The following is a 20,778-nucleotide window of genomic DNA, read 5'->3' as shown; positions in this document are numbered from 1 at the left end:
ACCTACTACGCGGACATACGGATACGATGATGCTTATATGTTTGCAATAAGGGTGTATAAAAAGAGGGTATAAAAATTTTAACCGCCGAATGCTCGACACAGGCATCTCCCTAAACAAGGCGGTAGAGTAGAAACTGATTCAGAAGGAAAGTATTGAACAAAGAAAGATGATCGTATACAAAGCTGTAGAACAAAATGAGTGCCCCAGCAAATAGAGCTGAGGCACTCATCTTATAGAGTCGCTCATTGCGACATTTGAGGTTGTTGATCGGTAGAATTAGTGATGCTACTCTCTTGCGCAATATGCTTCTTCCAAAGATAGATCGCATAAAACAATAAAAGTGCTACCTGCACGGGTAGTATAATAATTCCAGTTTCGATACTGCCTTCTGTCAGAAGTGAGATAAAGTCATGTGCGGCATGCCATACAATTACGAACCACAAGTTCTTCGTAATCGATACAATCTCCGCGAATACAATACCAACCAGAAAAGCATAAACAACCTGCAGTAAGCTGTAGCCAATATTTTGGCCACCAAATGCATTCGCCATATGTAATACCCCAAATATTACCGACGACCATATGATCGCCGCTTTAATTCCTTTTTCCCCTATGTACCTTAGAGCCAACCCCCTAAAATAGATTTCCTCATTGAAACCAATCGAAATCGTAAATAACAGGGTAAACACATATTGTACCGGACGTATTTCACCACTGAAGCCATACGCTACAATAGAAAGCACTTCAATCACGAGCAGCGGAATGTAAAACATAACCTTACTACTGCTCTTAGCCTCGCTATAACGGAATCCGTAATCATATAACGAAAACCGTGACTTCTTCATAATCATAAACCCAATAATGGCTGATACAGCGAGAAAAGCTGCCAATACTAACAAGCTATGATCATCGTCTAACCCGATAGCCTTCGTTACAGCGAAGCCGGTTGCTGTCATCAAAGTGCAAAGCAATCCTACAAGTATTGCCGCCCAGTATGGGTGTCTTATCGAAAATTCTGTCTTCATCAATACTCCTCATTTCGCTCATTAGTATTGTTAAGGAAATAACGCATACCTACCTTGGTATGAATGATGCAGCATTTCTCTGCTCTCCGCAGCGTGTCTCTGTAAGTTGATCCGGGATGGAGCTTCGGATTCGATTGAGCACTTGCTCGTATAGTGGTTTGCTTAAATCCAACGTGATTCACATTCCGCAACAATCATGTCATTCAATGAGCTCCTTCCTTTGGTGTATCATTTGTATGTAGTGTATTATATCACTTAATACACTACATACAATAGGTAAATGAAAAATTGTTAAAAATAATTCCTCAAACTGGATATATCAAGATAACTTCAGCTCCGTGTACAGGAATTCGATCACTGAGTTCAACAAAAAGAACAGCTATCCAGCGCTTGTGCGCGAATAGCTGCTTTGTCGATAACGGATAGGTTCACTTATTAACTGATTAAAACTGATCGCCTTGTCCACGAAGACGGGCCATTTGCTGCCAGACTGTACCAACAGCCTCTTCACCAGAACGGATGCGCTCAATCGCCATCTAGAATATGGCTGAGGAACATCTATATGCAGTAAAAGAAACCAATAAAAAAGAAGCCACTCAAACGTTCAGAGAACGAATGAGAAGCTTCTCATAATCAATGTAGATAATTTAGGCGCGGTCGACCATCTTCGAATTGCTTCGAAAATGATTCTATTACATCATGCCGCCCATTCCGCCCATGCCACCCATGCCGCCCATATCAGGCATGCCGGCTTTTTCTTTCTCTGGCTTGTCAGCGATAACCGCTTCAGTTGTCAAGAACATAGCTGCAACGGAAGCTGCGTTTTGCAACGCGGAGCGTGTTACTTTTGCAGGGTCAACGATACCTTGAACGATCATGTCAACCCACTCGCCAGTAGCAGCGTTGTAGCCTACGCCAACTTTTTCATTTTTCAAGCGCTCAACGATAACGGAGCCTTCTTGACCAGCGTTGTCAGCGATTGTACGAACTGGGGACTCAAGAGCTTTCAGGACGATGTTCACGCCTGTTTGCTCATCGTCGGATGCAGTAACAGCTGCAACTGCATTATATACGTTCAGAAGCGCAGTACCGCCACCTGCAACGATACCTTCTTCGACTGCTGCACGAGTCGCGTTCAAAGCATCCTCGATGCGCAATTTGCGCTCTTTCAATTCTGTTTCAGTAGCCGCACCAACTTTGATAACTGCTACGCCGCCTGCCAATTTAGCAAGACGCTCTTGCAACTTCTCTTTGTCGAATTCGGAAGTTGTTTCTTCCAATTGCGTACGGATTTGGTTCACACGCGCATCGATGTCCGCTTTGTTGCCAGCGCCATCTACAACGATTGTGTTTTCTTTTGTTACGCGAACTTGGCGAGCAGTACCCAATTGATCGATCGTAGTCGATTTCAATTCGAGACCGAGCTCTTCTGTAATGACTTGGCCGCCAGTCAATGCGCCAATATCTTGCAGCATTGCTTTACGACGGTCGCCGAAGCCTGGAGCTTTAACAGCTACGCAAGTGAATGTACCGCGCAATTTGTTCAGAACCAATGTAGGAAGAGCTTCGCCGTCTACATCTTCAGCGATGATAACGAGCTGCTTGCCTTGTTGAACGACTTTCTCCAATACTGGCAAGATTTCCTGGATTGTAGAGATCTTCTTATCTGTGATCAAGATGTACGGATTGTCCAGAACAGCTTCCATCTTGTCAGTATCAGTGATCATATATGGAGAGATGTATCCGCGATCGAATTGCATACCTTCAACCACTTCAAGCTCTGTGTTGAATCCTTTGGATTCTTCGACAGTGATTACGCCATCTTTGCCAACTTTCTCCATCGCTTCAGCGATCAACGTACCTACTTCATCGTCAGCTGCAGAGATCGCTGCAACTTGAGCAATGTTTTGCTTGCCTTCGATCGGCTTCGCAATGTTGTGCAATTCTTCAACTGCTGCACGAACAGCCTTCTCGATACCTTTGCGAACTACCATTGGGTTCGCGCCAGCTGTAACGTTCTTTAAGCCTTCGCGAATCATCGCTTGAGCCAGAACTGTAGCTGTAGTTGTACCGTCACCAGCAACGTCGTTTGTTTTCGTAGCTACTTCTTTAACGAGTTGCGCACCCATGTTTTCGAATGCATCTTCCAACTCGATTTCTTTCGCGATTGTTACACCGTCATTCGTAATAAGCGGAGAACCGAATTTCTTCTCCAATACAACGTTGCGACCTTTTGGTCCAAGTGTCACTTTAACCGCATTTGCCAAAGCATCTACACCACGAAGCATCGCACGACGTGCTTCTTCAGAGAACAAAATATCCTTAGCCATTAGTGAAACCCTCCTCAATTCGTATCAATATGTTCATTCATTCATCTTCATGTATGTGATTCAGCGGTTCCCTCTCTGGAACGTGATCATGTGATTGCAAAATGAGCGCATACGCTCTCCGGCTCTATTCGCCGATTACTGCGTGGATGTCGCTTTCTTTCATAATCAAGTATTCTTTGCCTTCGAATTTAATTTCAGTTCCAGCGTATTTGGAGAACAGCACGCGGTCGCCTTCTTTTACTTCCAAAGCCACACGTTGGCCGTCTTTCCACACTCCGTTACCTACTGCCACAACTTTGCCTTCTTGCGGCTTTTCTTTGGCAGTGTCCGGCAATACGATTCCGAAAGCTGTAGTTTCCTCCTTCGCAATTGCCTCGATCAATACGCGTTCACCTAAAGGTCTGATCATGAAAAATAGCCTCCTTTTAAACAAGAGTTATAAAGTGAAGAATCCGCTGCCCGATAGTACGGACAAGGGCTCCACAACAAAATTAGTAATGTGTTAGCACTCGATAGTGGTTAGTGCTAATAACAATTCTTATGATACTTATTTTAAGATTCGATTGCAAGGGGGTATTCGCTTAAAAATTTTTAACTTTTTATAACCCCTATGTCTCATAAGCTTATGAAGACGGGCTGTTTTCAACAAAAAATGCAGGTAAGAAAAAGTGCAAATCGAATCACACTCTCTCTACCTGCATTTATAACTTAGGCGATTGTCGCATCTGCTGATTCATCGAACTCTTTCTCCCAAGCAAGCTGTTCTGCTATCTGTTTGCGATAAACAATCGAAGACAAGAACACACTTAACTCATAAAGAATGAGCAGCGGAATCGACACCAAGATGTCCGAAATGACATCCGGCGGCGACAGCATCGTACCTAACACAATTAAGACAAAATACGCTAAACGGCGCATTTTACGCAGCCGAAGCGGATTCAACAGCCGTATTCGTGTCAGGAACATGATTACAACTGGCAGCTCAAACAGCAGTGATATCGGGAGCAATATATTGAACATGAACGAGAAATATTGCGTAATCCCATACGTCGCTTGCAAATCCATGTGTTTATTAATACTAGAAGTGAACTCGAAAGCCATCGGAAAGACAACAAAATACGCAAATGACAGCCCTAACAAAAATAATACGAACACAAAGGGCACATAACGAAGAGCCGCTCGTCGCTCTATCACTCTCAAGCCGGGACTGACAAAAGCCCACAGTTGATACAGTGTAATCGGCAGCGTAATCGCCAAGGCAAAAATAAAGGCGAACTTCATATAAATATTGATGCCATCCCAGAGCGAAAATCCATGCAGCGGCATATTTTTGGCCGGCTCGACACTGCGCAGGTAGGTATAGATCGGATCAGCTAGTATAAGTCCGCCTACAAGCCCGATAACAAGCGCCACCAGAATGAGAACAATCCGTTTGCGCAGTTCGACAATGTGCTCGACCATTGTCAGTTTGTCTTCCTTTTCTATCGACATTGCTACACCAGCCTGTTCATCACATTGTTGCAATCTTCATTAGGTCACAGCCAGAAGGTTGTGACACCAGCGAAGCATTATTCCGGCAAACGCCGTTGTGATTCGGATTGAGTCGCCGAAGCCGTAGAAGAAAGCTGTTCAGACTTCTCTACACCTACATGCTGCACTTCCTTGCGAACAGGCTTGGATTCTTCGTCATCACCCATAATATCGCGTGCACCTGCTTTGAACTCCCGTAAAGTACGGCCGAATGCGCGGCCAAGCTCAGGAAGTTTATTTGGTCCGAACAATAACAAGGCAATAATCAACAGCAACAGAACACCAGAAACCCCGATTCCGTTAAACACCTTGTAATTCCACCTTTCATTGCCTCTATAGAATGAAATGCTATGATATACATCATAACATACTAGATATGTAGAAAATACCAATGAACTGTAACAAATTTATGAAAATCATTCCAAATTCGGCACACTACTCGAATTCGTCCGCACTGCTCAAATTCCCGCTAACCGCGTACAAAGCATGCGGCAACTGGTCGATAATCGCCAGCAAATGATCATGTACACCCTTTGGACTTGCAGGCAAGTTGATAATGAGTGATTTGCCTCTTATTCCACAGACTGCACGAGACAGCATTGCCTTGCGGGTTCGCTGCATAGCTGCGTACCGCATTGCTTCTGCCAATCCAGGAACTTCCTTATCAATCACCTTCATCGTCGCTTCAGGCGTCACATCACGCGGAGCTAATCCATTTCCTCCGGTGGTAATAATTAAGTCCGCTTGGAAGTAGTCAGCCATCTCAATTAATGATGCTGAAATATCATTGACCTCATCCGGCACAATCCGGTATTCTACAACCTCACCATGCAATTCTTCCTCGACTAGCTCACGGATAACCTGTGCGCTCGTATCCTCCCGTTCGCCACGTGAACCTTTATCACTTGCTGTTAATATTGCCACTTTCCAAAGCATGTCCATTCCTCCTTCCGCCATTCGCCAATTCATCATAATAATCTCTTGTTCCATGCTAAAGCTCGTTTATATTTTCTCAGCTGTGTCTGTCTAGTCCAATATAAAAAGTCGCAGTCTAATCAAAAATACCATGAGTCTGCTACTGCAATCCAAGTTCGAGCTCTTCCTGCGAAATCCTTCCTCGCTCGCAAAAAATTATGCCTACTTCGGAAATAAGCAGATCCACCCCAATGTCATGGGGCTCCATCGGAACATCATCAGTAATCTGCCAAGAATAGACACAGCTTATCCGCACGACCGATAGATCCTCTTCGACTCCTTGTTTGTTCGTGAAGCTCTCCATATAAGACTGCCAGAAGCGGTCATAATATCCAGCCCCTAATCCGAGTCTGCCGCCTTCGGTATCAAATGCAATACCAGGTACAATAATCACGTCTAGACTTGTCCATTCTTCGCTCGGCAGCACATCCGTATGTGCTTCAGGTTCACGGAGCCCGAAGCAGCCATCCGTAAACGTCGTGCGGTCATCCCATCGATGCAGTGTCATTGTTCGTGTAGCAGGGATTGTTCGCGGCAAGTAAATCTGATCTCCAGCTTCTAAACAAACAGCGAGCAAGGGTTTAATGTCCAACTCTCTTCCAAATGGCCAATAGCCAAATATCCGAAGTGGGCGCTTCAAATGTGCCCGCAGCTGCGCGAAATAGGCAGAAGCATGGTTGCATACTTCTGCACTGGATACAGCGTACTCCTTCTCCATTACCGCCTTTCGGCGCTGTTTGAATCGTTCTCGAAGTGTGCCTTTATCTGCCGCTTGCTCCAACTGTACCCCTCCTCGGCTGCGTTACATTCTTCCATTCGGCGTAAATCTCTTATGTATGTTCATTTGCTCTTATTTTCACTCATTTTCACCATTTTCAACCTTAGTTTACCATCCTTACTTCATTTCCGCTAGCTATACGCAAGCATTCTCCATTTTCGATACCGACTGCTTTCAATATTATCATCTTATACATGGAAAGACTTCGCACTTTTCCGCATTTTCATGTAAACTTAAGGGGATATGTTCAATTCTGATTGCTCTTGTAGCACGGATTGGACAACCTCTTAAGACATGGTAGTTTGCCCAAAACGGAGGAGATACCGATGCTGCTTCAAGCGAACGGCATATGCAAAAGTTACGGGATTACCCCCGTGTTATCAAACATTACTTTTCAAATTTTAGAACGTGAGCGGATCGGCCTAGTTGGGGTCAACGGCGCCGGCAAGTCTACGCTCTTGCAAATGATTGCGGGAGAGCTCACACCTGATGATGGCATCATATACAAGTCGAAGGAAACTCGAATCGGCTATCTTGCCCAACATACCGGTCTCCATTCAGAACGGACGATTTGGGAAGAGATGATGTCCGTATTCTCTCACCTCATTGAGGCTGAGCAGGAGCTTCGAGAATTAGAGCGTCTTATTGCTGACCCTGCAACTGCGGAGAATGAATCTCGATATGAAGAGATCTTGCGTCGATATGCGGAGCAACAAGATTGGTTCCGCCAGCATGGCGGCTACGAGATGGAGACGCGTGTGCGCAGCATCTTACACGGCATGGGATTCGGCCAGATGGATCCGAACACGATTCATATTCACACGTTGAGCGGTGGACAGAAGACGAGATTGGCACTTGCCCGAATTTTGTTGCAACAGCCTGATTTGCTCCTGCTTGACGAACCTACGAACCATCTAGACATCCATACCCTTACATGGCTCGAAGGTTACTTACGTTCCTATCCTGGCGCTGTCCTTGTTGTATCGCATGACCGATACTTCCTAGATGCGATGGTGACGACGATCATCGAGATCGAACGCCATCAGGCCAAGCGGTATACAGGCAATTATTCGAAATATATCGAGTTGAAGGCAGCCGAATATGAGCAGCAAATGAAACTCTATGAGAAGCAGCAAGTTGAAATAGCTAAGCTTGAGGACTTTGTACAGCGCAATATCGTACGCGCCTCAACAACCAAGCGTGCACAAAGCCGTCGTAAAACACTCGAAAAAATGGAACGAATCGATAAGCCATTTGGGGATCTGAAGCGTGCAAGCTTCAGCTTCGAGATTACACGTCAAAGCGGGAAAGATGTGCTTAAAGTAGAAGAAGCATCTGCATCCTATGACCATAAGCCTCCATTATTTCGCCACGTAAGCTTCGAATTGAAGCGTGGAGAAATGGTCGCACTCATTGGCCCGAACGGAATCGGCAAGTCAACCTTGTTGAAAGCATTGACTGGCAAGCACGATCTATTAGCTGGACAGATCCAATGGGGCACGAATGTTACGATTGGTTACTATGATCAGGAACAGACAAATTTGAACCCGAATGTAACCGTCATGGAGGAAGTATGGTCTGCCTATCCGCATATGGATGAAGTTCGTATTCGAACCGTACTCGGAAGCTTCTTATTCAGCGGAGACGATGTACAGAAGAAGATCGCTTCTCTCAGTGGTGGGGAAAAAGCTAGAGTAGCACTAGCCAAGCTGATGCTCCTACAAGCAAATGTGCTCATACTCGATGAACCGACCAACCATTTGGATCTATTCAGCAAGGAAGTGCTCGAATCCGCTCTGATTGACTATGAAGGCACACTGCTCTTTATTTCACATGACCGTTACTTCCTGAACAAGATGGCTGAGCGCATCGTGGAAATGAGTGCAGAAGGAACGTGTCATTTCCTAGGAAATTATGACGACTATGTAGAGAAGAAGCAGCAGCTGGAAGAAGATAAGGATCTGCTCTCCACAAATCCATCTCAGCCGAGCAAACCTGCTTCATTCCAGAGCAGTACGGCGGAAGGCAAATCAGATGCAGCACCTAGTGGATTGTCTACGTATGAAGCAGATAAGCAGTCAAAGCGAGAAGAACGCGCACGACAACGTAAGCTGGAGCAAATCGAGAAGCAAATTGCCGAGTTGGAAGCAGAGATTGCTGCTCGTGAACTAGAACTTACCGAACCCGAAGTGTTCAATGATTATGTACGCGTCCAGTCGATTCAGGAACAATTAGATGCGTCCAAGGCCGCACTTGATGAAGTATATGCCGAGTGGGAGCTGCTTATGGAGGCATAAGAGAGTTTATCCTCATTACGTGTTGAAAAAGGGATTCCCCATTGGGATCCCTTTTTTGTATACACTTTAAGCACCATACAATTTAACCATATGAATTATGTGATACAAACTACCTTTCCGTTCGTCAATTCCACTAACTGCTCAGGCGTTAACTGAAAGACAGCTTTGGGATGACCTGCTGCGGCCCATATCACTTCATATTTCATCAGTTCTTCGTCGATCAGCGTCTCAATCGATTCCTTATGGGCAAACGGCGGAACACCTCCGATCACATAGCCTGTATGTTCTCGGACAAAATCAGCATCTGCCTTGCCAATCTTTTCGTTCAATAGATAACTGATCGCTCTCTCATTTACGCGATTCGTCCCACTTGCCACAATCAGCAAAGGGAGGTCTGCAGCCTTTCTGCGAAATATAATTGACTTTGCGATTTGCGATATTTCACACCCGATTGTGTTTGCGGCTTCTTGCGCGGTTCTCGTGCTATCCGGCAGCTCAACAACCTGATTAGGCAGACCCCTAGCTGCAAGCTTGTCCTGCACAATCTGCGCACTGTTCTTAAGCTCATCCATTCCAACACCTCCATCACAGCTCGGTGAATCGATTTTACTCTGAATGGCTACTTACAAGATGGATGGTCAGTGCTGAATAACATCAGCACCGAATCATTATTTATCGCTAGTACGATAAGCCATCCTGCAGCATTCATGCCCTACATTTCATTCCACGAAATGGAATTTTCATGAATAAATGCAGACTTTAAGACCACATCCACGTAAATCACAGGTTATTCACAAGAATCATTGTTATGAAACAGAAATCTAATTTTCATTTTTACTCTTTTTTTACTGGTAGACCAGTGTTTTGATTTTGTAAACCAAGATTATCCACTGTTTTATCCACATTATCCACAATTCCAGTGTATTCCATTGCAAATGTTATTCTTTTTTTCACCAAAACTAGATCCTTAGTCCTGCATGGCCGAAAGCGTCCTATCCACATTTTCAACGGAATATGTGGATAACTTTGTCCACACTCCGTTAGGATACCCCCACAATCCCCGACTGGGCAATAGGGTCTGACTCAGCCACTTGGCCTCGAACGGCTTGATTGCATGCAGCAACATAGGCTTGTGCAGCCGCCATTACAATATCTTGGTGCATCGCACTTCCTTGGTAGCGGCATTCATTGCACGACACGGTAACTATGGCCTCGCCCGCAGCATTCTCCCCGGAAGACAAGGAATGAAGCTCTAAGTCTTCAAATTGAATCGGTTCAGAGAAGGACTGCGTAATTGCCCGTATCACGGCTTCAATTGGCCCGCTGCCCACACCGGCGTAAGTATGCTCCATTCCAGTATCCTGCTTCTTAACTACCACGGAGGCAACACGACTGCGAGAGCTCCCCGCTATTACTTGAACATCAAGCAGTTCAACAGCCTCCAGCTGTTCATTCAACGTCTCCCCGATGCAATGAAGCAGTTGTTCATCCGTCACAACCTTCTGCTGATCAGCCATGTGCTTGAAGTTCGCATATACCTCTTCCAACTGATTCGTATCCAATGAGACTCCATATTGGGCAGCTCTATGCTTGAGTGCATGGCGTCCCGAATGCTTGCCCAGAATAATCATATGATGAGGAATGCCCAGCTCAACAGGATCCATGATCTCGTAAGTGCTGCGGTTTTTGAGCAATCCATCCTGATGAATACCAGACTCATGCTGGAAAGCGTTGCGGCCCACAATCGGCTTGTTGAATGCAATCGGGAAATGCATCATGCGGCTAACCATGCGAGACGTTTCGTATAAGTGCTCTGGCTTGATCTGCGTGCCCGCCCGCAATACATCATTCCGCGTATTCAGTGCCATCACGAGCTCTTCCAACGCGCAATTGCCTGTGCGTTCCCCAACCCCATTTACCGTTACTTCAATCTGAGTAGCTCCTGCCTGAATCGCAGCGATACTGTTCGCAACAGCAAGACCCAGATCATTATGGCAATGGGCACTGAATTGAACTTGGTCTGCCCCCCGCGCGCCTTGTCTCACCTTGCGGAATAATGCTCCGTACTCCTCAGGAAGAGCATAACCAACTGTATCCGGCAAGTTAATAATTGTGGCTCCTTCTTGAATAGCAGTCTCTACAAGTTCAATTACATAATCAGCGTCTGCGCGTGTCGCATCCATAGCCGTGAACTCAATCTGATCTACAAATTGCTTGGCGTAGGACACCATTTCCCGTGCCATTTGCTTCACTTCTTCCCGAGTCTTGCGCAGCTGATATTGCAGATGAATATCCGAAGCGGAAATAAAGAGATGGATACGTCTCTTCGCTGCATCTTCGGTTGCGCGAACCGCAGCATCGATATCCTCTTTTACCGCACGTGCAAAACCACAGATTTCGACCTCAGGGAACATTCTTGAAATGCGCTGTACGGCCTCAAATTCCCCTGGGCTGGATACCGGAAATCCCGGCTCCATGACATCTACACCCAATGCAGCAAGTCTTCCCGCCAGTTCCAGCTTCTGATCCAACGTGAGAGCTGCACCTGGTGCTTGCTCTCCATCCCGCAGCGTAGTATCAAAAATTCGAATCATATTGCTATTGTTCGTTGACATAGAAAGTCCTCCTTCATATGGAAAGGCTATAGGGAATCAGCATAGAAACTCGTTATTCATCTTCAAACGGAAATTATTTTTCTGTCGTCCAGAGACATACTCCAAAAGGAGAAATGAATACAAAAAAACCTATCGTCTCCACGTATCAGGAGACGACAGGTTGTATGCCGCGGTACCACTCCGATTGAAGGCCATATAAGATGCAGGCGCAGCCAGCTCCTATTCGAGACCTTCCTCTCATGCCTGATAACGGCAGGTACCGTAACTGCTTATCGAATATAATCGGAATATCGTCATATCCAATCATGCTCGTTCAGCTGTTCCACTCCCAGGCGAGTTCAGACTTTACTGTCACTGCGTCGCATCACCCCGCAGCTTGCTGTGAGACAGTTCAACTCTTACTACTCCTGTTCGTTGTGTATGAATACTATCTTATTGTCGTGTCGTTCGATTAAGTTGGGTGACAATAAAAAAACCTGTCGCCTCGTTAGAGACGACAGGTGTTCTGCCGTGGTACCACTCTAGTTGATGAACTCCATCTTCGCGACAGATGAAGCCTCATCCGCTTCATGCACATGTCGATACACGCAGGCCACAGCCTAGAAATATATCGTCATGTACGCCCGATGACGGGGGCTACCGTATCTGCGTACTTCATTCCGCCGATCCGCTCACAGGCGAGTTCAGGCTTGCTGCCACTGCGTTGCACCATCCCGCAGCTCTCTTCATTTGAACAGCAATTTCCCTACTACTCCTGATCTTAGCGTTATACCGTATTTCCCATTCCATGGAAGGATTTAGGTTTGATGATTATTATATTGCCCTCATCTGAAATCGTCAATACCTAATTATCGACGCTTGAAAGAAGCTGCATTCTGCAATGGATTACACGGACCACTCTTCTAAGGAGAACGATGGCTCTGCCTTGAAGTCAAGCGGCGTAGACTGACCATGCTTCCACTTCAAATAAGCAGCTGCTCCGATCATTGCCGCATTGTCCGTACAATATTCGAATGGCGGGATGAGTAGTGGAATCCCCTCAACAGCACAGCGTTCTGCCAATGCGGCCCGCAGGCCCCGGTTGGCGGCAACCCCACCGCACAACAGAAGCTGCTTCGCACCGTATTGTTGAACAGCCCGCATCGCTTTGCCAATCAGCACGTCGATGACAGAGAGCTGGAATCCACGGGCAATTCCTGCGTAATTCGGCTCGTCCCCCTTCATCTTTGCCTGGTTGACCGCATTCAGCACGGCAGATTTCAATCCACTGAAGCTGAAGTCGTACGATTCGGGATCAAGCCAAGCTCGGGGCATCTCGACCTCCTCGGTTGATTCAACTGCCAGCCGGTCGATATGCGGACCTCCCGGATATGGGAAGCCGACTGCCCGTGCTACCTTGTCATAAGCCTCGCCTACTGCGTCGTCTCTTGTACGCCCGATTACCTGGAATTTTCCTTCTTCCTCCAAGAGCACAAGTTCTGTATGACCCCCAGACACTACGAGCGCCATGCATGGGTACTCAATCTCTTCCACTAGTCGATTCGCATAAATATGACCCGCAATATGATGAGTTCCAATGAGCGGAATATTAAGAGCCATAGACAGTGATTTGGCTGCGACAACGCCAACAAGCAGCGATCCGACTAGACCCGGCCCTTGTGTTACCGCAATTGCATCTACATCTGCCATCGTAACGTCTGCTTCCTGAAGCGCCTGCTCCAGCATCACCGTAATCGTCTCGACATGCTTGCGAGAGGCAATCTCCGGAACAACTCCGCCGAAGCGGCGATGAACGTCGATTTGACTGGACACCATATTGGACAGCACCTCTCGTCCATCGCGGACGAGAGCTACTGAGGTCTCATCGCAGCTCGTTTCAATAGACATAATGAGGCAAGAATTATCTTTAATAGATTGGTTCGTCAATGATTTCACCTGCTTTAATCAGTTAGCGCCTTAGGGTCTTGCATAGGGAGCCTTAGGATCCAAGTCTGACCACATAATAAGCGCGTCTTCTTGGTTATCGGAGTAATAGCCTTTGCGCACGCCTTGCGAAGTGAAGCCGAACTTGGCATACAATCGCTGTGCGACATGATTCGAGACACGCACCTCAAGTGTCATTCGCAGCATTTCAAGTGAGTGCGCCAGCTGAACTAGCTCTTGGAGCAGCATTTCTCCGAGCCGCTGCCCTCGATATTCTGGATGTACAGCAATATTCGTAATATGCGCCTCATCCAGGACGGTCCACATTCCTGCATAACCGATAATACGCTCACCCGCTGTCATCACGATATATTTTGCAAATAAATTGTTCGTCATCTCATTACGGAAAGCATCTTGTGTCCATGGCAACGTAAATGAAGCATGCTCAACCGCGAGCACACCCGAGATATCATCAATCGTCATACGGCGAAATTGAACATGTTGAGCTTGTTTCAGCTGAGAAGAGTGGTTAACATTCGCCTCGTCCTGATCAGCATGTCGCGGCTGTGACACAATTCCAGCCTTCTGTTCTTCAGCTTGTCCCATCCAAAGTACGCTCCTTTACGATTGTTGTACAGCCTTGGCTGCCGCCTGCTCCTTCGCAAGCAGCTTCGATTCCGCTTCCGTCAATTGTGTGTAATTCGGCTCCAGTCGGTGTGTGTCACCAATCTCACCTTGATGGAAGGCCTTGCTTCCAATTCGGCCGATCCAATGGGCCTTCATCAAACAAGGAACCGCATGTATCCGATCTCCGAATTGTTCTTGAAGTGCTGCAATTCGTTCCATATGCGGCTCAATCTCTCCGACGAACCATACATGTTCGGGCATATCAGCCGGCTCTAAATCAGTGGATTGCAATACGTGTGCCACCTCTTCCGCCACCTGACTGAACAATCGAATTCCATCCTCTTGCACGCGATATCCGAGCTGTGTATCCCATTCCGATTCTTGTCCAGAAGTCTTATCTTCTACTTCGACAGCACCTGTATCTGTTCCTGTGCGGAACCGAGCCGTATATACTTGGCCTCTCCGAGCGTCCACTAACGGATAAACCCAGTCTTTGCCTATCTTTAGGGTCCCATCTGAGACTTTTCCCTCGCGAACAGCTTCTAGTCCACTTAGCGCTAATGCATGCAAGCTTGACACGCCTACAACCGGCTTGCCCCATGCCCAGGCCATGGTCTTCGCAGCTGTAACGGAAATTCGCACACCTGTATAAGAGCCTGGTCCAATCCCCACTGCAAGGAGAGAAAGATCGCTCCCCTCCCAATCCAGACCCTTCAGCATGGATTGCATCGCTGGAACCAGCTTCAAGGAGTGATTGCGTTCAGCCTGCGATTCAAGCTGAGCTGCCGTTCTCCTATCATGAAGAAGCGCTAGAGCCATAGTAGAAGTAGAGGTATCTAACGCTAACACCTTGACTTGCTCATGTTGTACTGCCATGATTCATACTCCCATCCGTTTCAATTCATTCACCCATGACACGTACGGCTCCCCGTATCCAGTCAATCGAATGATGCGTTCTGTCTCTCCCTCATTCTGAATGAACAAGTGCAAATGCTGTGGAGGCAAGATCGGGGTAATAATGCTGGACCATTCCACCAAGGACACGCCTTCTCCATAGAAGTACTCATCCAGCCCCAGCTCGTCCGCTTCCGCCATCGATATCCGATATACGTCCATATGATATAAAGGCAACGCATCGCCTTCGTATTCCTTAATAATCGTAAAGGTTGGGCTGTTCACGACACCCGTAATGCCCAGCGCCTTCGCTACAGCCTGTGAGAACCTCGTCTTGCCTGCGCCTAAGTCCCCATCAAGCGCGATTACAGTTCCCGCATGGAACCGTTCAGCCAGCCGGGAAGCCAGTCGTTCCGTATCCGCTTCGCTGCTTGAGCGGAAGGCAAATTCCGCAATTTGATTCATATTTGTCCTCCATCACGATACGTATAGTAACTAAGTTATCATTATAGCATAAATTCAACATCTCCAAACCGAGGTCTACCTTAGAAACATGCGAAGTCATCGTACAACTATACCCTTAGGAAAATGATTTCTATGACCCTACATGCTATCCATGGTACACTCCCCTCTCCATCCTAAAACCATTTTCACCTGCCAAAAAGAAAGGCATAAATCAAATGTCTAATAGACAAAAAGACACCTGCATGCCGCAGGCGCCTTCTCCCTTCTCTTGATACCATCATTCCTTACAAGAGACGTTAATGCTTTTTCTCCTCAACGAGGCGGTCTACCGCTACCGTCTGCGTGTTCAATGGACTCGTTCCCACTTGAACGGTCGCCATACTATTCGCTACATCCACGCTTTCAATCCACACAGACTGCTCCCCATCCAAGCGAACGGGCACCGTATCCTTCATCTCTAATATTTGTTTCGCACGGTTGGCATCCATCATCATGCCCCATCCTCCTTCATTTTCAACTCCGCATGCGGCACATCCTGCCTGCAGCCACCTTCTGTTAAGATGGCTCAGCGCTTCCTATTTCATGCATGCTTCAGAATGGGTAACCCCAGTGCATCTTTCACATACTGAGATCAGGCAATCATTTTGCATTTCTCATGCTTACTAATGAGATCATCAAGTATCAATAAGCAAAGGAGGCACAGCATGCACACGGTTTGGAAAGGCGCCATAAGCTTCGGCCTTGTACACGTCCCTGTCAAAATGCATACCGCAACCGAGGATAAGGATATATCCATGCGCATGATTCATAAAGAATGCGGAAGCCCGTTATCCTACGTTCGATCCTGTCCGGTATGCGACAAAGAGGTGGCCTGGGACGAGATCATCAAGGGATATGAGTATGAGAAAGGGCGTTTCGTCTTATTCGACAAAGAGGAATTGGAGCAGCTGCAAGAAGAGGCCAACCGTGCTATCTCCATCATTGATTTTGTCGATTTGCAGGAAATTGACCCAATTTATTACCAGAAAACGTATTACCTCTCCCCGGACCAAGCAGGGGCGAATGCGTATCAACTCCTGAGGGAAGCCCTCAATGAGACTGGCAAGATTGGAATTGCTAAGGTTACCCTTCGTGCAAAGAGCAGTCTTGCTGCAATCCGTGTGTTGAACAATTGCCTCGTAATGGAGACGATGCACTACCCCGATGAGATCCGGGCTTCGACTCAAGTACCGAATGTTCCGGAACAGGTACAGGTGAACCCTAAAGAACTCGAGATGGCCAAGCTGCTTATTAGCCAGTTATCAACTACCTTCGAGCCTGAAAAATATACGGACGAGTACCGAGCACGCTTGTTGGAACGTATCGAACAAAAAATTGCAGGACAAGAGATTCGTACCGCTCCAGCTGCTCAGCCTACCGCCAATGTCGTTGATTTGATGGCTGCATTGCAAGCTAGTATCGAGGCAATGAAATCACCTGCACCGATTAGCACGGATACAGGCGTAAGCCAGCCGGTAACAGCAAGCAATGCAACAGCAACAGAAGGTGCATCGCCCCGGAAACGAAGAACAACTAAACGAAAATCAGAAACGGCAGCACAGGAAACAAGTACCGAGCAGACCGGTGCAAATGCAGCTGCTAATGAGTCAACCTTGTCCGAAGAAGCTCCTCGAAGCAGGCGCAAGGCTCGCAGTACTTCTACACGCGTGCCAGCTAAGCAAGCAGCTAGCGGAGAAGCTGCAGAACCAGCCCCTCCTGCACGTCGACGCAGAAGTACTAAGAAATCGAAGGAAGGCTTGAGCTCATAATGAGAGAGAATGGGCCGCGTGATCGGACTGCAACATCGATTGCCAATTCAAACGTTCCCTCACAATCAGGCTTACTTTCTATATGTTCTAATCAAGGTACAGCTCAGACGAAGGAATCTCTTTCTGATGCGTATCGATTGCCTGCGCCTCCCATGTCCCCACTGCTGTCCTCCCATATCCCGACAGGAGCAGGCTGGACGCATCAGCTAAAGTGGGATGGGGTACGCATATTAGCATTATGCTCTCCTGGGAGCGTACAGCTGTACTCGAAGAAATTGCTTAACAAGACCAGCATCTATTCAGAAGTTACCGGGATGCTCAATCAATGGGCGAGAACGCTTCGACACCCTGTGCTCTTGGATGGAGAAGTTGTTGTAATGGATCCTAAGACGCTGCGCCCGTCATTCCCGCTTGTGCTTCAGCGGGAGCGAACAAGATCGCAAGGAGCAGGTGAAGCGTTACAAGCCATCTACGTGCTCTTTGACCTGCTCGCATGCAATGGGAAGGATATCCGAGCATGTCCCTACTCAGAGCGATATGAACGCCTTATTAGCCTCCCAATACCATCAACAGAACGTTGCTTCGTCACGGATTGCTTCGATGATGGCGACGCCTTATGGCAGTGGGTCAACGAGCGTGGGTGGGAAGGAATCGTCAGCAAGCGATTGGATTCGCCCTATGTAGAAGGAAAACAGCATCGAGATTGGATGAAGAAGAAGAAGGATATGCAGCTAGAGTCTTTCGCAATTGGCTATGTGCGTAAGGACAATCGTCCTTCAAGCATTGTCTTGGCGGATTCTACAGGGCAATATATGGGCAAGGCCTCTATTGGATTGGACGAGCTCCGCAGACAACTGCTTACGGCATGGGCAATCAAACATCCAGCAGACCGTCCAGTAACACTAGGGCTGCCCGCCTCCTTATCGAAGGAGCAGATAATCTGGTATCGACATCCGATCCCTTGTCTCATCGGTGCTCTAGAATACACAGACGCCGGCTTGCTTCGCCATCCGCGCATCTTAACACTGCCATTGCTTAATACCTGAAATTCCAAAACACTTTCAAACACGATACCTGATAAATTCGGCTATAGCGCATTGAAGAGCGGCCAAAGAGCGGCCATCATTATGTGCGTGAAGGAGGTTTCATACATTGGGAACTTCGAAGGGGACTGGCAGCCAGGCACAGACTTCTTCCGCGACATTGAACATCGGCGGAAATCATGTGCAGATTACCAATCCTGACAAGATGCTGTTCCCCGAAATGGGGATTACTAAAGGACGATTCATACAGGAGCTTGTAAGGCTTAGTCCTTATCTGCTTCCAGCATGTGAAGGGAGATACTTAACGACAATACGTTATCCCGATGGAGTGAGCGGGAAATTCTTCTATCAGAAAAATGCCCCTGAGCCCACTCCGCCTTATGTTCAAACGGCTGTATCAGAAGGCATTTCTTATGTGGTGCTCAATGACATTACAACACTGCTCTGGCTTGGGAATCTGGCATGCATCGAATACCACCCTTCTCTGCATAAGGTTCATGACCCGCTTCCGACGGAGTGGATTATTGATCTCGATCCATCTGTAGAAGAGGAGCCTCGAATCATGGAGGCAGCCTCGCTCGTCGGTGATATGCTGGAGCCGCTGGGGCTCCGCTCCGTGCCGAAGACCTCCGGTGCAACTGGCGTACAGATTGTAATCCCCATCGAGCAGGGCCCTTCCTTTACTCAGTTAAAAGAACTGGGACATGTGGTTGCGGCTTATTTATGCGAACGTCACCCGAAGCTGTTCACGATTGAGCGATTCAAAAAAAATCGCGGCACTAATATTTATATCGATTACATGCAGCATGACAAAGGACGAACCATCGCGGCTCCCTATACACCACGAGCAACGCGATATGCATCCGTCTCCATGCCGCTTACTTGGGATGAAGTCAGACGGAATCCGATGCCTCGGGATTTCCATCTGCTTAATGCTGCTGATCGCCTGCAGCTAACAGGCGATCTCATTCAGCTTGAGCCGAAGCAGCACATTGAGCCAGTATTGGAAGCACTAGCAAGCCACATTGCTGCATTACAGAAGCGGCGATAGCAGCCGAGCCAACGCCTCGGCTGCCCGTTGCCAGCGGGAGCGATGAACGAACTTCGTATAATCAATTTCAACACTGTCATCAAAATCCTTATAGAAGTCCTGCTCCAATCGTTCAATTGCCTGCTTGTCGAACAACACCGCATTGATCTCAAAATTACTAAAAAAGCTACGCATATCCAAATTTGCAGTTCCGACTGAACCCAGCGCGTTATCCATAATAAATGCTTTTGCATGGGCGAAGCCTTTCTGATATTGATAAAAGCGAACCCCGGACTGCATGAGCTCTTCCACATAGGATAAGGAGCCCCAATCTACGATGCGTGAATCCGACTTCCCCGGAATAATAACCCGCACATCAATTCCGCTTACCGCTGCCGTCTTCAATGCAAGCCGGATGCTTAAATCAGGAATGAAGTATGGCGTTATTATCCACATCCGTTCCTGCGCCGAGCTTAATGCTCCGAAGAACAGCTCTTGAATGGCATCCCAGCTTGCGTCTGGCCCGCTTGAAATCATCTTCACCTGCTCACAGCCTTGACAGGTATGTTCAGGAAATAGATCCTGCCGATCATTCGGCGGCTCCTTCACAAAGGACCAGTCGTGCAGAAAGACGGCCTGAAGCGCGTAGACACCATCCCCTACTACCCGCAAATGTGTATCTCTCCAAAACCCCAGCTTGTGGTTCAACCCTAAATAATCGTCGCCGATATTAATACCGCCAACAAATCCAATCGTCCCGTCAATCACGACAATCTTGCGATGGTTCCGGTAGTTGAGCCTGCGCCGAAAGAAAGATACCCACACAGGAAGGAACCAATGAAATTCCACGCCTGCCTGCTGGAGCTTGCGCACATATTTGCGCCGCAGCTCAATGCTTCCTACCCCATCCGCAATGATGCGCACCTTGACGCCTTCCTTCGCCTTCGCAATCAGTGCTTCTTGAAACATCGTGCCAATACCATCATCTCGAATAATATAAAATTCCATATGTATATGACGCTTCGCCCCGCGGATAGCGTCCAGCATCGATTCAAACGCAGCCTGTCCATTCGTTAATACCTCAGTCGAATTGCAGCTGGTTATCGGGCTGGGCGACAAAGTAGAAATTAAAGAAAACAAACGTTCATGCTTAAGCATATCGCTGTTGTTCAATTCCTCAACTTGATCAATAATACTCAACTTGGACAGCTCGCTTTTATTAACGTATTCTCCCCACAATTCATGCTTGCGCACACGTCTACGAGCCGTATATTCCTGAGCCAGAAAGTAATACATGACAAAGCCAATGAGAGGAAAGCAGAAAAGAATCAATAACCAGGCAACTGCTTTTGATGGATGCTTGTATTCTGAGAGCACAATCGTCACGATTTGGAAGAAGTACACAAGCAATATTACGATGACCCATATCATGAATTC

Annotated in this window: 19 protein-coding genes and 2 other annotated features; of the genes, 4 read left to right on the top strand and 15 right to left on the bottom strand. The window is 47.3% G+C overall.

What is annotated here, in order from left to right:
- Positions 1-243: 243 nt before the first annotated feature.
- The 7 genes from ABN764_RS10945 to ABN764_RS10915 all read right to left on the bottom strand — a co-directional run bounded on the left by ABN764_RS10945 (position 244) and on the right by ABN764_RS10915 (position 6,642).
- Positions 244-1,026 (bottom strand): CPBP family intramembrane glutamic endopeptidase, encoded by a 783-nt coding sequence (locus ABN764_RS10945; protein ID WP_446671888.1) that lies wholly within the window; start codon positions 1,024-1,026, stop codon positions 244-246.
- Positions 1,027-1,718: 692 nt separating this feature from the next.
- Positions 1,719-3,356, bottom strand: coding sequence for a chaperonin GroEL (gene groL / locus ABN764_RS10940; RefSeq protein ID WP_021254325.1), 1,638 nt, complete (start codon positions 3,354-3,356; stop codon positions 1,719-1,721).
- A 124-nt stretch (positions 3,357-3,480) separates the two neighbouring features.
- Positions 3,481-3,765 carry a co-chaperone GroES gene (gene groES, locus ABN764_RS10935; RefSeq protein ID WP_021254326.1) on the bottom strand — a complete coding sequence of 95 codons (285 nt, stop codon included), beginning with the start codon at positions 3,763-3,765 and terminating at the stop codon, positions 3,481-3,483.
- A 299-nt stretch (positions 3,766-4,064) separates the two neighbouring features.
- Positions 4,065-4,847 carry a twin-arginine translocase subunit TatC gene (tatC, locus tag ABN764_RS10930; protein WP_446671887.1) on the bottom strand — a complete coding sequence of 261 codons (783 nt, stop codon included), beginning with the start codon at positions 4,845-4,847 and terminating at the stop codon, positions 4,065-4,067.
- A gap of 77 nt (positions 4,848-4,924) precedes the next feature.
- Positions 4,925-5,194: a twin-arginine translocase TatA/TatE family subunit gene (locus tag ABN764_RS10925; protein ID WP_446671886.1), complete on the bottom strand. Its 270-nt coding sequence runs from the start codon at positions 5,192-5,194 to the stop codon at positions 4,925-4,927.
- A gap of 127 nt (positions 5,195-5,321) precedes the next feature.
- Complete coding sequence (locus tag ABN764_RS10920) at positions 5,322-5,822, bottom strand: MogA/MoaB family molybdenum cofactor biosynthesis protein (protein WP_028531653.1); 501 nt, start codon at positions 5,820-5,822, stop codon at positions 5,322-5,324.
- A gap of 139 nt (positions 5,823-5,961) precedes the next feature.
- Positions 5,962-6,642, bottom strand: a complete 681-nt coding sequence (locus tag ABN764_RS10915) for a 5-formyltetrahydrofolate cyclo-ligase (RefSeq protein ID WP_174811418.1) — start codon at positions 6,640-6,642, stop codon at positions 5,962-5,964.
- 323 nt (positions 6,643-6,965) lie between these two features.
- Here ABN764_RS10915 and abc-f point away from each other — a divergent pair, with 323 nt between their 5' ends.
- Positions 6,966-8,936, top strand: a complete 1,971-nt coding sequence (gene abc-f, locus ABN764_RS10910) for a ribosomal protection-like ABC-F family protein (protein ID WP_446671885.1) — start codon at positions 6,966-6,968, stop codon at positions 8,934-8,936.
- 95 nt (positions 8,937-9,031) lie between these two features.
- Here abc-f and ABN764_RS10905 read toward each other — a convergent pair whose 3' ends face one another.
- The 7 genes from ABN764_RS10905 to ABN764_RS10875 form a co-directional block, all read right to left on the bottom strand.
- Positions 9,032-9,508: a YbaK/EbsC family protein gene (locus ABN764_RS10905; RefSeq protein WP_446671884.1), complete on the bottom strand. Its 477-nt coding sequence runs from the start codon at positions 9,506-9,508 to the stop codon at positions 9,032-9,034.
- Between the two features lie 468 nt (positions 9,509-9,976).
- A complete protein-coding gene (locus ABN764_RS10900) occupies positions 9,977-11,551 on the bottom strand; it encodes a 2-isopropylmalate synthase (RefSeq protein WP_446671883.1) in 1,575 nt (524 codons plus the stop codon).
- 145 nt (positions 11,552-11,696) lie between these two features.
- Positions 11,697-11,975: a binding site (T-box leader), on the bottom strand.
- Positions 11,976-12,037: 62 nt separating this feature from the next.
- Positions 12,038-12,322, bottom strand: a binding site (T-box leader).
- Positions 12,323-12,436: 114 nt separating this feature from the next.
- Complete coding sequence (gene tsaD, locus ABN764_RS10895) at positions 12,437-13,438, bottom strand: tRNA (adenosine(37)-N6)-threonylcarbamoyltransferase complex transferase subunit TsaD (protein ID WP_446671977.1); 1,002 nt, start codon at positions 13,436-13,438, stop codon at positions 12,437-12,439.
- A 69-nt stretch (positions 13,439-13,507) separates the two neighbouring features.
- Positions 13,508-13,957 carry a ribosomal protein S18-alanine N-acetyltransferase gene (gene rimI / locus ABN764_RS10890; protein ID WP_446671976.1) on the bottom strand — a complete coding sequence of 150 codons (450 nt, stop codon included), beginning with the start codon at positions 13,955-13,957 and terminating at the stop codon, positions 13,508-13,510.
- 138 nt (positions 13,958-14,095) lie between these two features.
- Positions 14,096-14,977, bottom strand: coding sequence for a tRNA (adenosine(37)-N6)-threonylcarbamoyltransferase complex dimerization subunit type 1 TsaB (tsaB, locus tag ABN764_RS10885; RefSeq protein WP_446671882.1), 882 nt, complete (start codon positions 14,975-14,977; stop codon positions 14,096-14,098).
- Between the two features lie 3 nt (positions 14,978-14,980).
- On the bottom strand, positions 14,981-15,460 hold the full coding sequence (tsaE, locus tag ABN764_RS10880) for a tRNA (adenosine(37)-N6)-threonylcarbamoyltransferase complex ATPase subunit type 1 TsaE (RefSeq protein ID WP_021254337.1): 480 nt from the start codon (positions 15,458-15,460) through the stop codon (positions 14,981-14,983).
- A gap of 296 nt (positions 15,461-15,756) precedes the next feature.
- The gene (locus ABN764_RS10875) at positions 15,757-15,948 is read right to left on the bottom strand and encodes an H-type small acid-soluble spore protein (RefSeq protein WP_028531648.1); all 192 of its coding nucleotides are present in this window, start codon (positions 15,946-15,948) and stop codon (positions 15,757-15,759) included.
- A gap of 216 nt (positions 15,949-16,164) precedes the next feature.
- On the opposite strand from ABN764_RS10875, the gene ku reads away from it, so the two are divergent.
- The 3 genes from ku to ligD all read left to right on the top strand — a co-directional run bounded on the left by ku (position 16,165) and on the right by ligD (position 19,362).
- Entirely contained in the window at positions 16,165-17,268 is a 1,104-nt protein-coding gene (ku, locus tag ABN764_RS10870) for a non-homologous end joining protein Ku (RefSeq protein WP_446671881.1), read from the top strand.
- Complete coding sequence (locus ABN764_RS10865) at positions 17,268-18,314, top strand: ATP-dependent DNA ligase (RefSeq protein WP_446671880.1); 1,047 nt, start codon at positions 17,268-17,270, stop codon at positions 18,312-18,314. Before ku ends, ABN764_RS10865 begins: the two co-directional genes overlap by 1 nt.
- A gap of 106 nt (positions 18,315-18,420) precedes the next feature.
- Positions 18,421-19,362: a non-homologous end-joining DNA ligase gene (gene ligD / locus ABN764_RS10860; protein ID WP_446671879.1), complete on the top strand. Its 942-nt coding sequence runs from the start codon at positions 18,421-18,423 to the stop codon at positions 19,360-19,362.
- Here the strand turns inward: ligD and cls are convergent.
- Positions 19,345-20,772, bottom strand: a complete 1,428-nt coding sequence (cls, locus tag ABN764_RS10855; protein WP_072727408.1) for a cardiolipin synthase — start codon at positions 20,770-20,772, stop codon at positions 19,345-19,347. The two genes, ligD and cls, sit on opposite strands and share 18 nt — an antisense overlap.
- Positions 20,773-20,778: the final 6 nt, after the last annotated feature.

This window comes from Paenibacillus wuxiensis, from assembly GCF_040195695.1.
GTDB lineage: Bacteria > Bacillota > Bacilli > Paenibacillales > Paenibacillaceae > Paenibacillus_B > Paenibacillus_B suaedae.
This window is presented reverse-complemented; position numbering and strand designations above follow the sequence as displayed.

What these genes read in the sequence shown, in the direction of transcription:
- groES (WP_021254326.1), bottom strand. Translation starts at nt 3,765, where the DNA reads ATGATCAGACCTTTAGGTGAACGCGTATTGATCGAGGCAATTGCGAAG.
- tsaB (WP_446671882.1), bottom strand. Translation starts at nt 14,977, where the DNA reads ATGGCAGTACAACATGAGCAAGTCAAGGTGTTAGCGTTAGATACCTCT.
- ABN764_RS10900 (WP_446671883.1), bottom strand. Translation starts at nt 11,551, where the DNA reads ATGTCAACGAACAATAGCAATATGATTCGAATTTTTGATACTACGCTG.
- tsaE (WP_021254337.1), bottom strand. Translation starts at nt 15,460, where the DNA reads ATGAATCAAATTGCGGAATTTGCCTTCCGCTCAAGCAGCGAAGCGGAT.
- tatC (WP_446671887.1), bottom strand. Translation starts at nt 4,847, where the DNA reads ATGTCGATAGAAAAGGAAGACAAACTGACAATGGTCGAGCACATTGTC.
- ABN764_RS10945 (WP_446671888.1), bottom strand. Translation starts at nt 1,026, where the DNA reads ATGAAGACAGAATTTTCGATAAGACACCCATACTGGGCGGCAATACTT.
- groL (WP_021254325.1), bottom strand. Translation starts at nt 3,356, where the DNA reads ATGGCTAAGGATATTTTGTTCTCTGAAGAAGCACGTCGTGCGATGCTT.
- ku (WP_446671881.1), top strand. Translation starts at nt 16,165, where the DNA reads ATGCACACGGTTTGGAAAGGCGCCATAAGCTTCGGCCTTGTACACGTC.
- ABN764_RS10905 (WP_446671884.1), bottom strand. Translation starts at nt 9,508, where the DNA reads ATGGATGAGCTTAAGAACAGTGCGCAGATTGTGCAGGACAAGCTTGCA.
- rimI (WP_446671976.1), bottom strand. Translation starts at nt 13,957, where the DNA reads ATGACGATTGATGATATCTCGGGTGTGCTCGCGGTTGAGCATGCTTCA.
- cls (WP_072727408.1), bottom strand. Translation starts at nt 20,772, where the DNA reads ATGATATGGGTCATCGTAATATTGCTTGTGTACTTCTTCCAAATCGTG.
- ABN764_RS10865 (WP_446671880.1), top strand. Translation starts at nt 17,268, where the DNA reads ATGAGAGAGAATGGGCCGCGTGATCGGACTGCAACATCGATTGCCAAT.
- abc-f (WP_446671885.1), top strand. Translation starts at nt 6,966, where the DNA reads ATGCTGCTTCAAGCGAACGGCATATGCAAAAGTTACGGGATTACCCCC.
- ABN764_RS10875 (WP_028531648.1), bottom strand. Translation starts at nt 15,948, where the DNA reads ATGGATGCCAACCGTGCGAAACAAATATTAGAGATGAAGGATACGGTG.
- tsaD (WP_446671977.1), bottom strand. Translation starts at nt 13,438, where the DNA reads ATGTCTATTGAAACGAGCTGCGATGAGACCTCAGTAGCTCTCGTCCGC.
- ABN764_RS10920 (WP_028531653.1), bottom strand. Translation starts at nt 5,822, where the DNA reads ATGCTTTGGAAAGTGGCAATATTAACAGCAAGTGATAAAGGTTCACGT.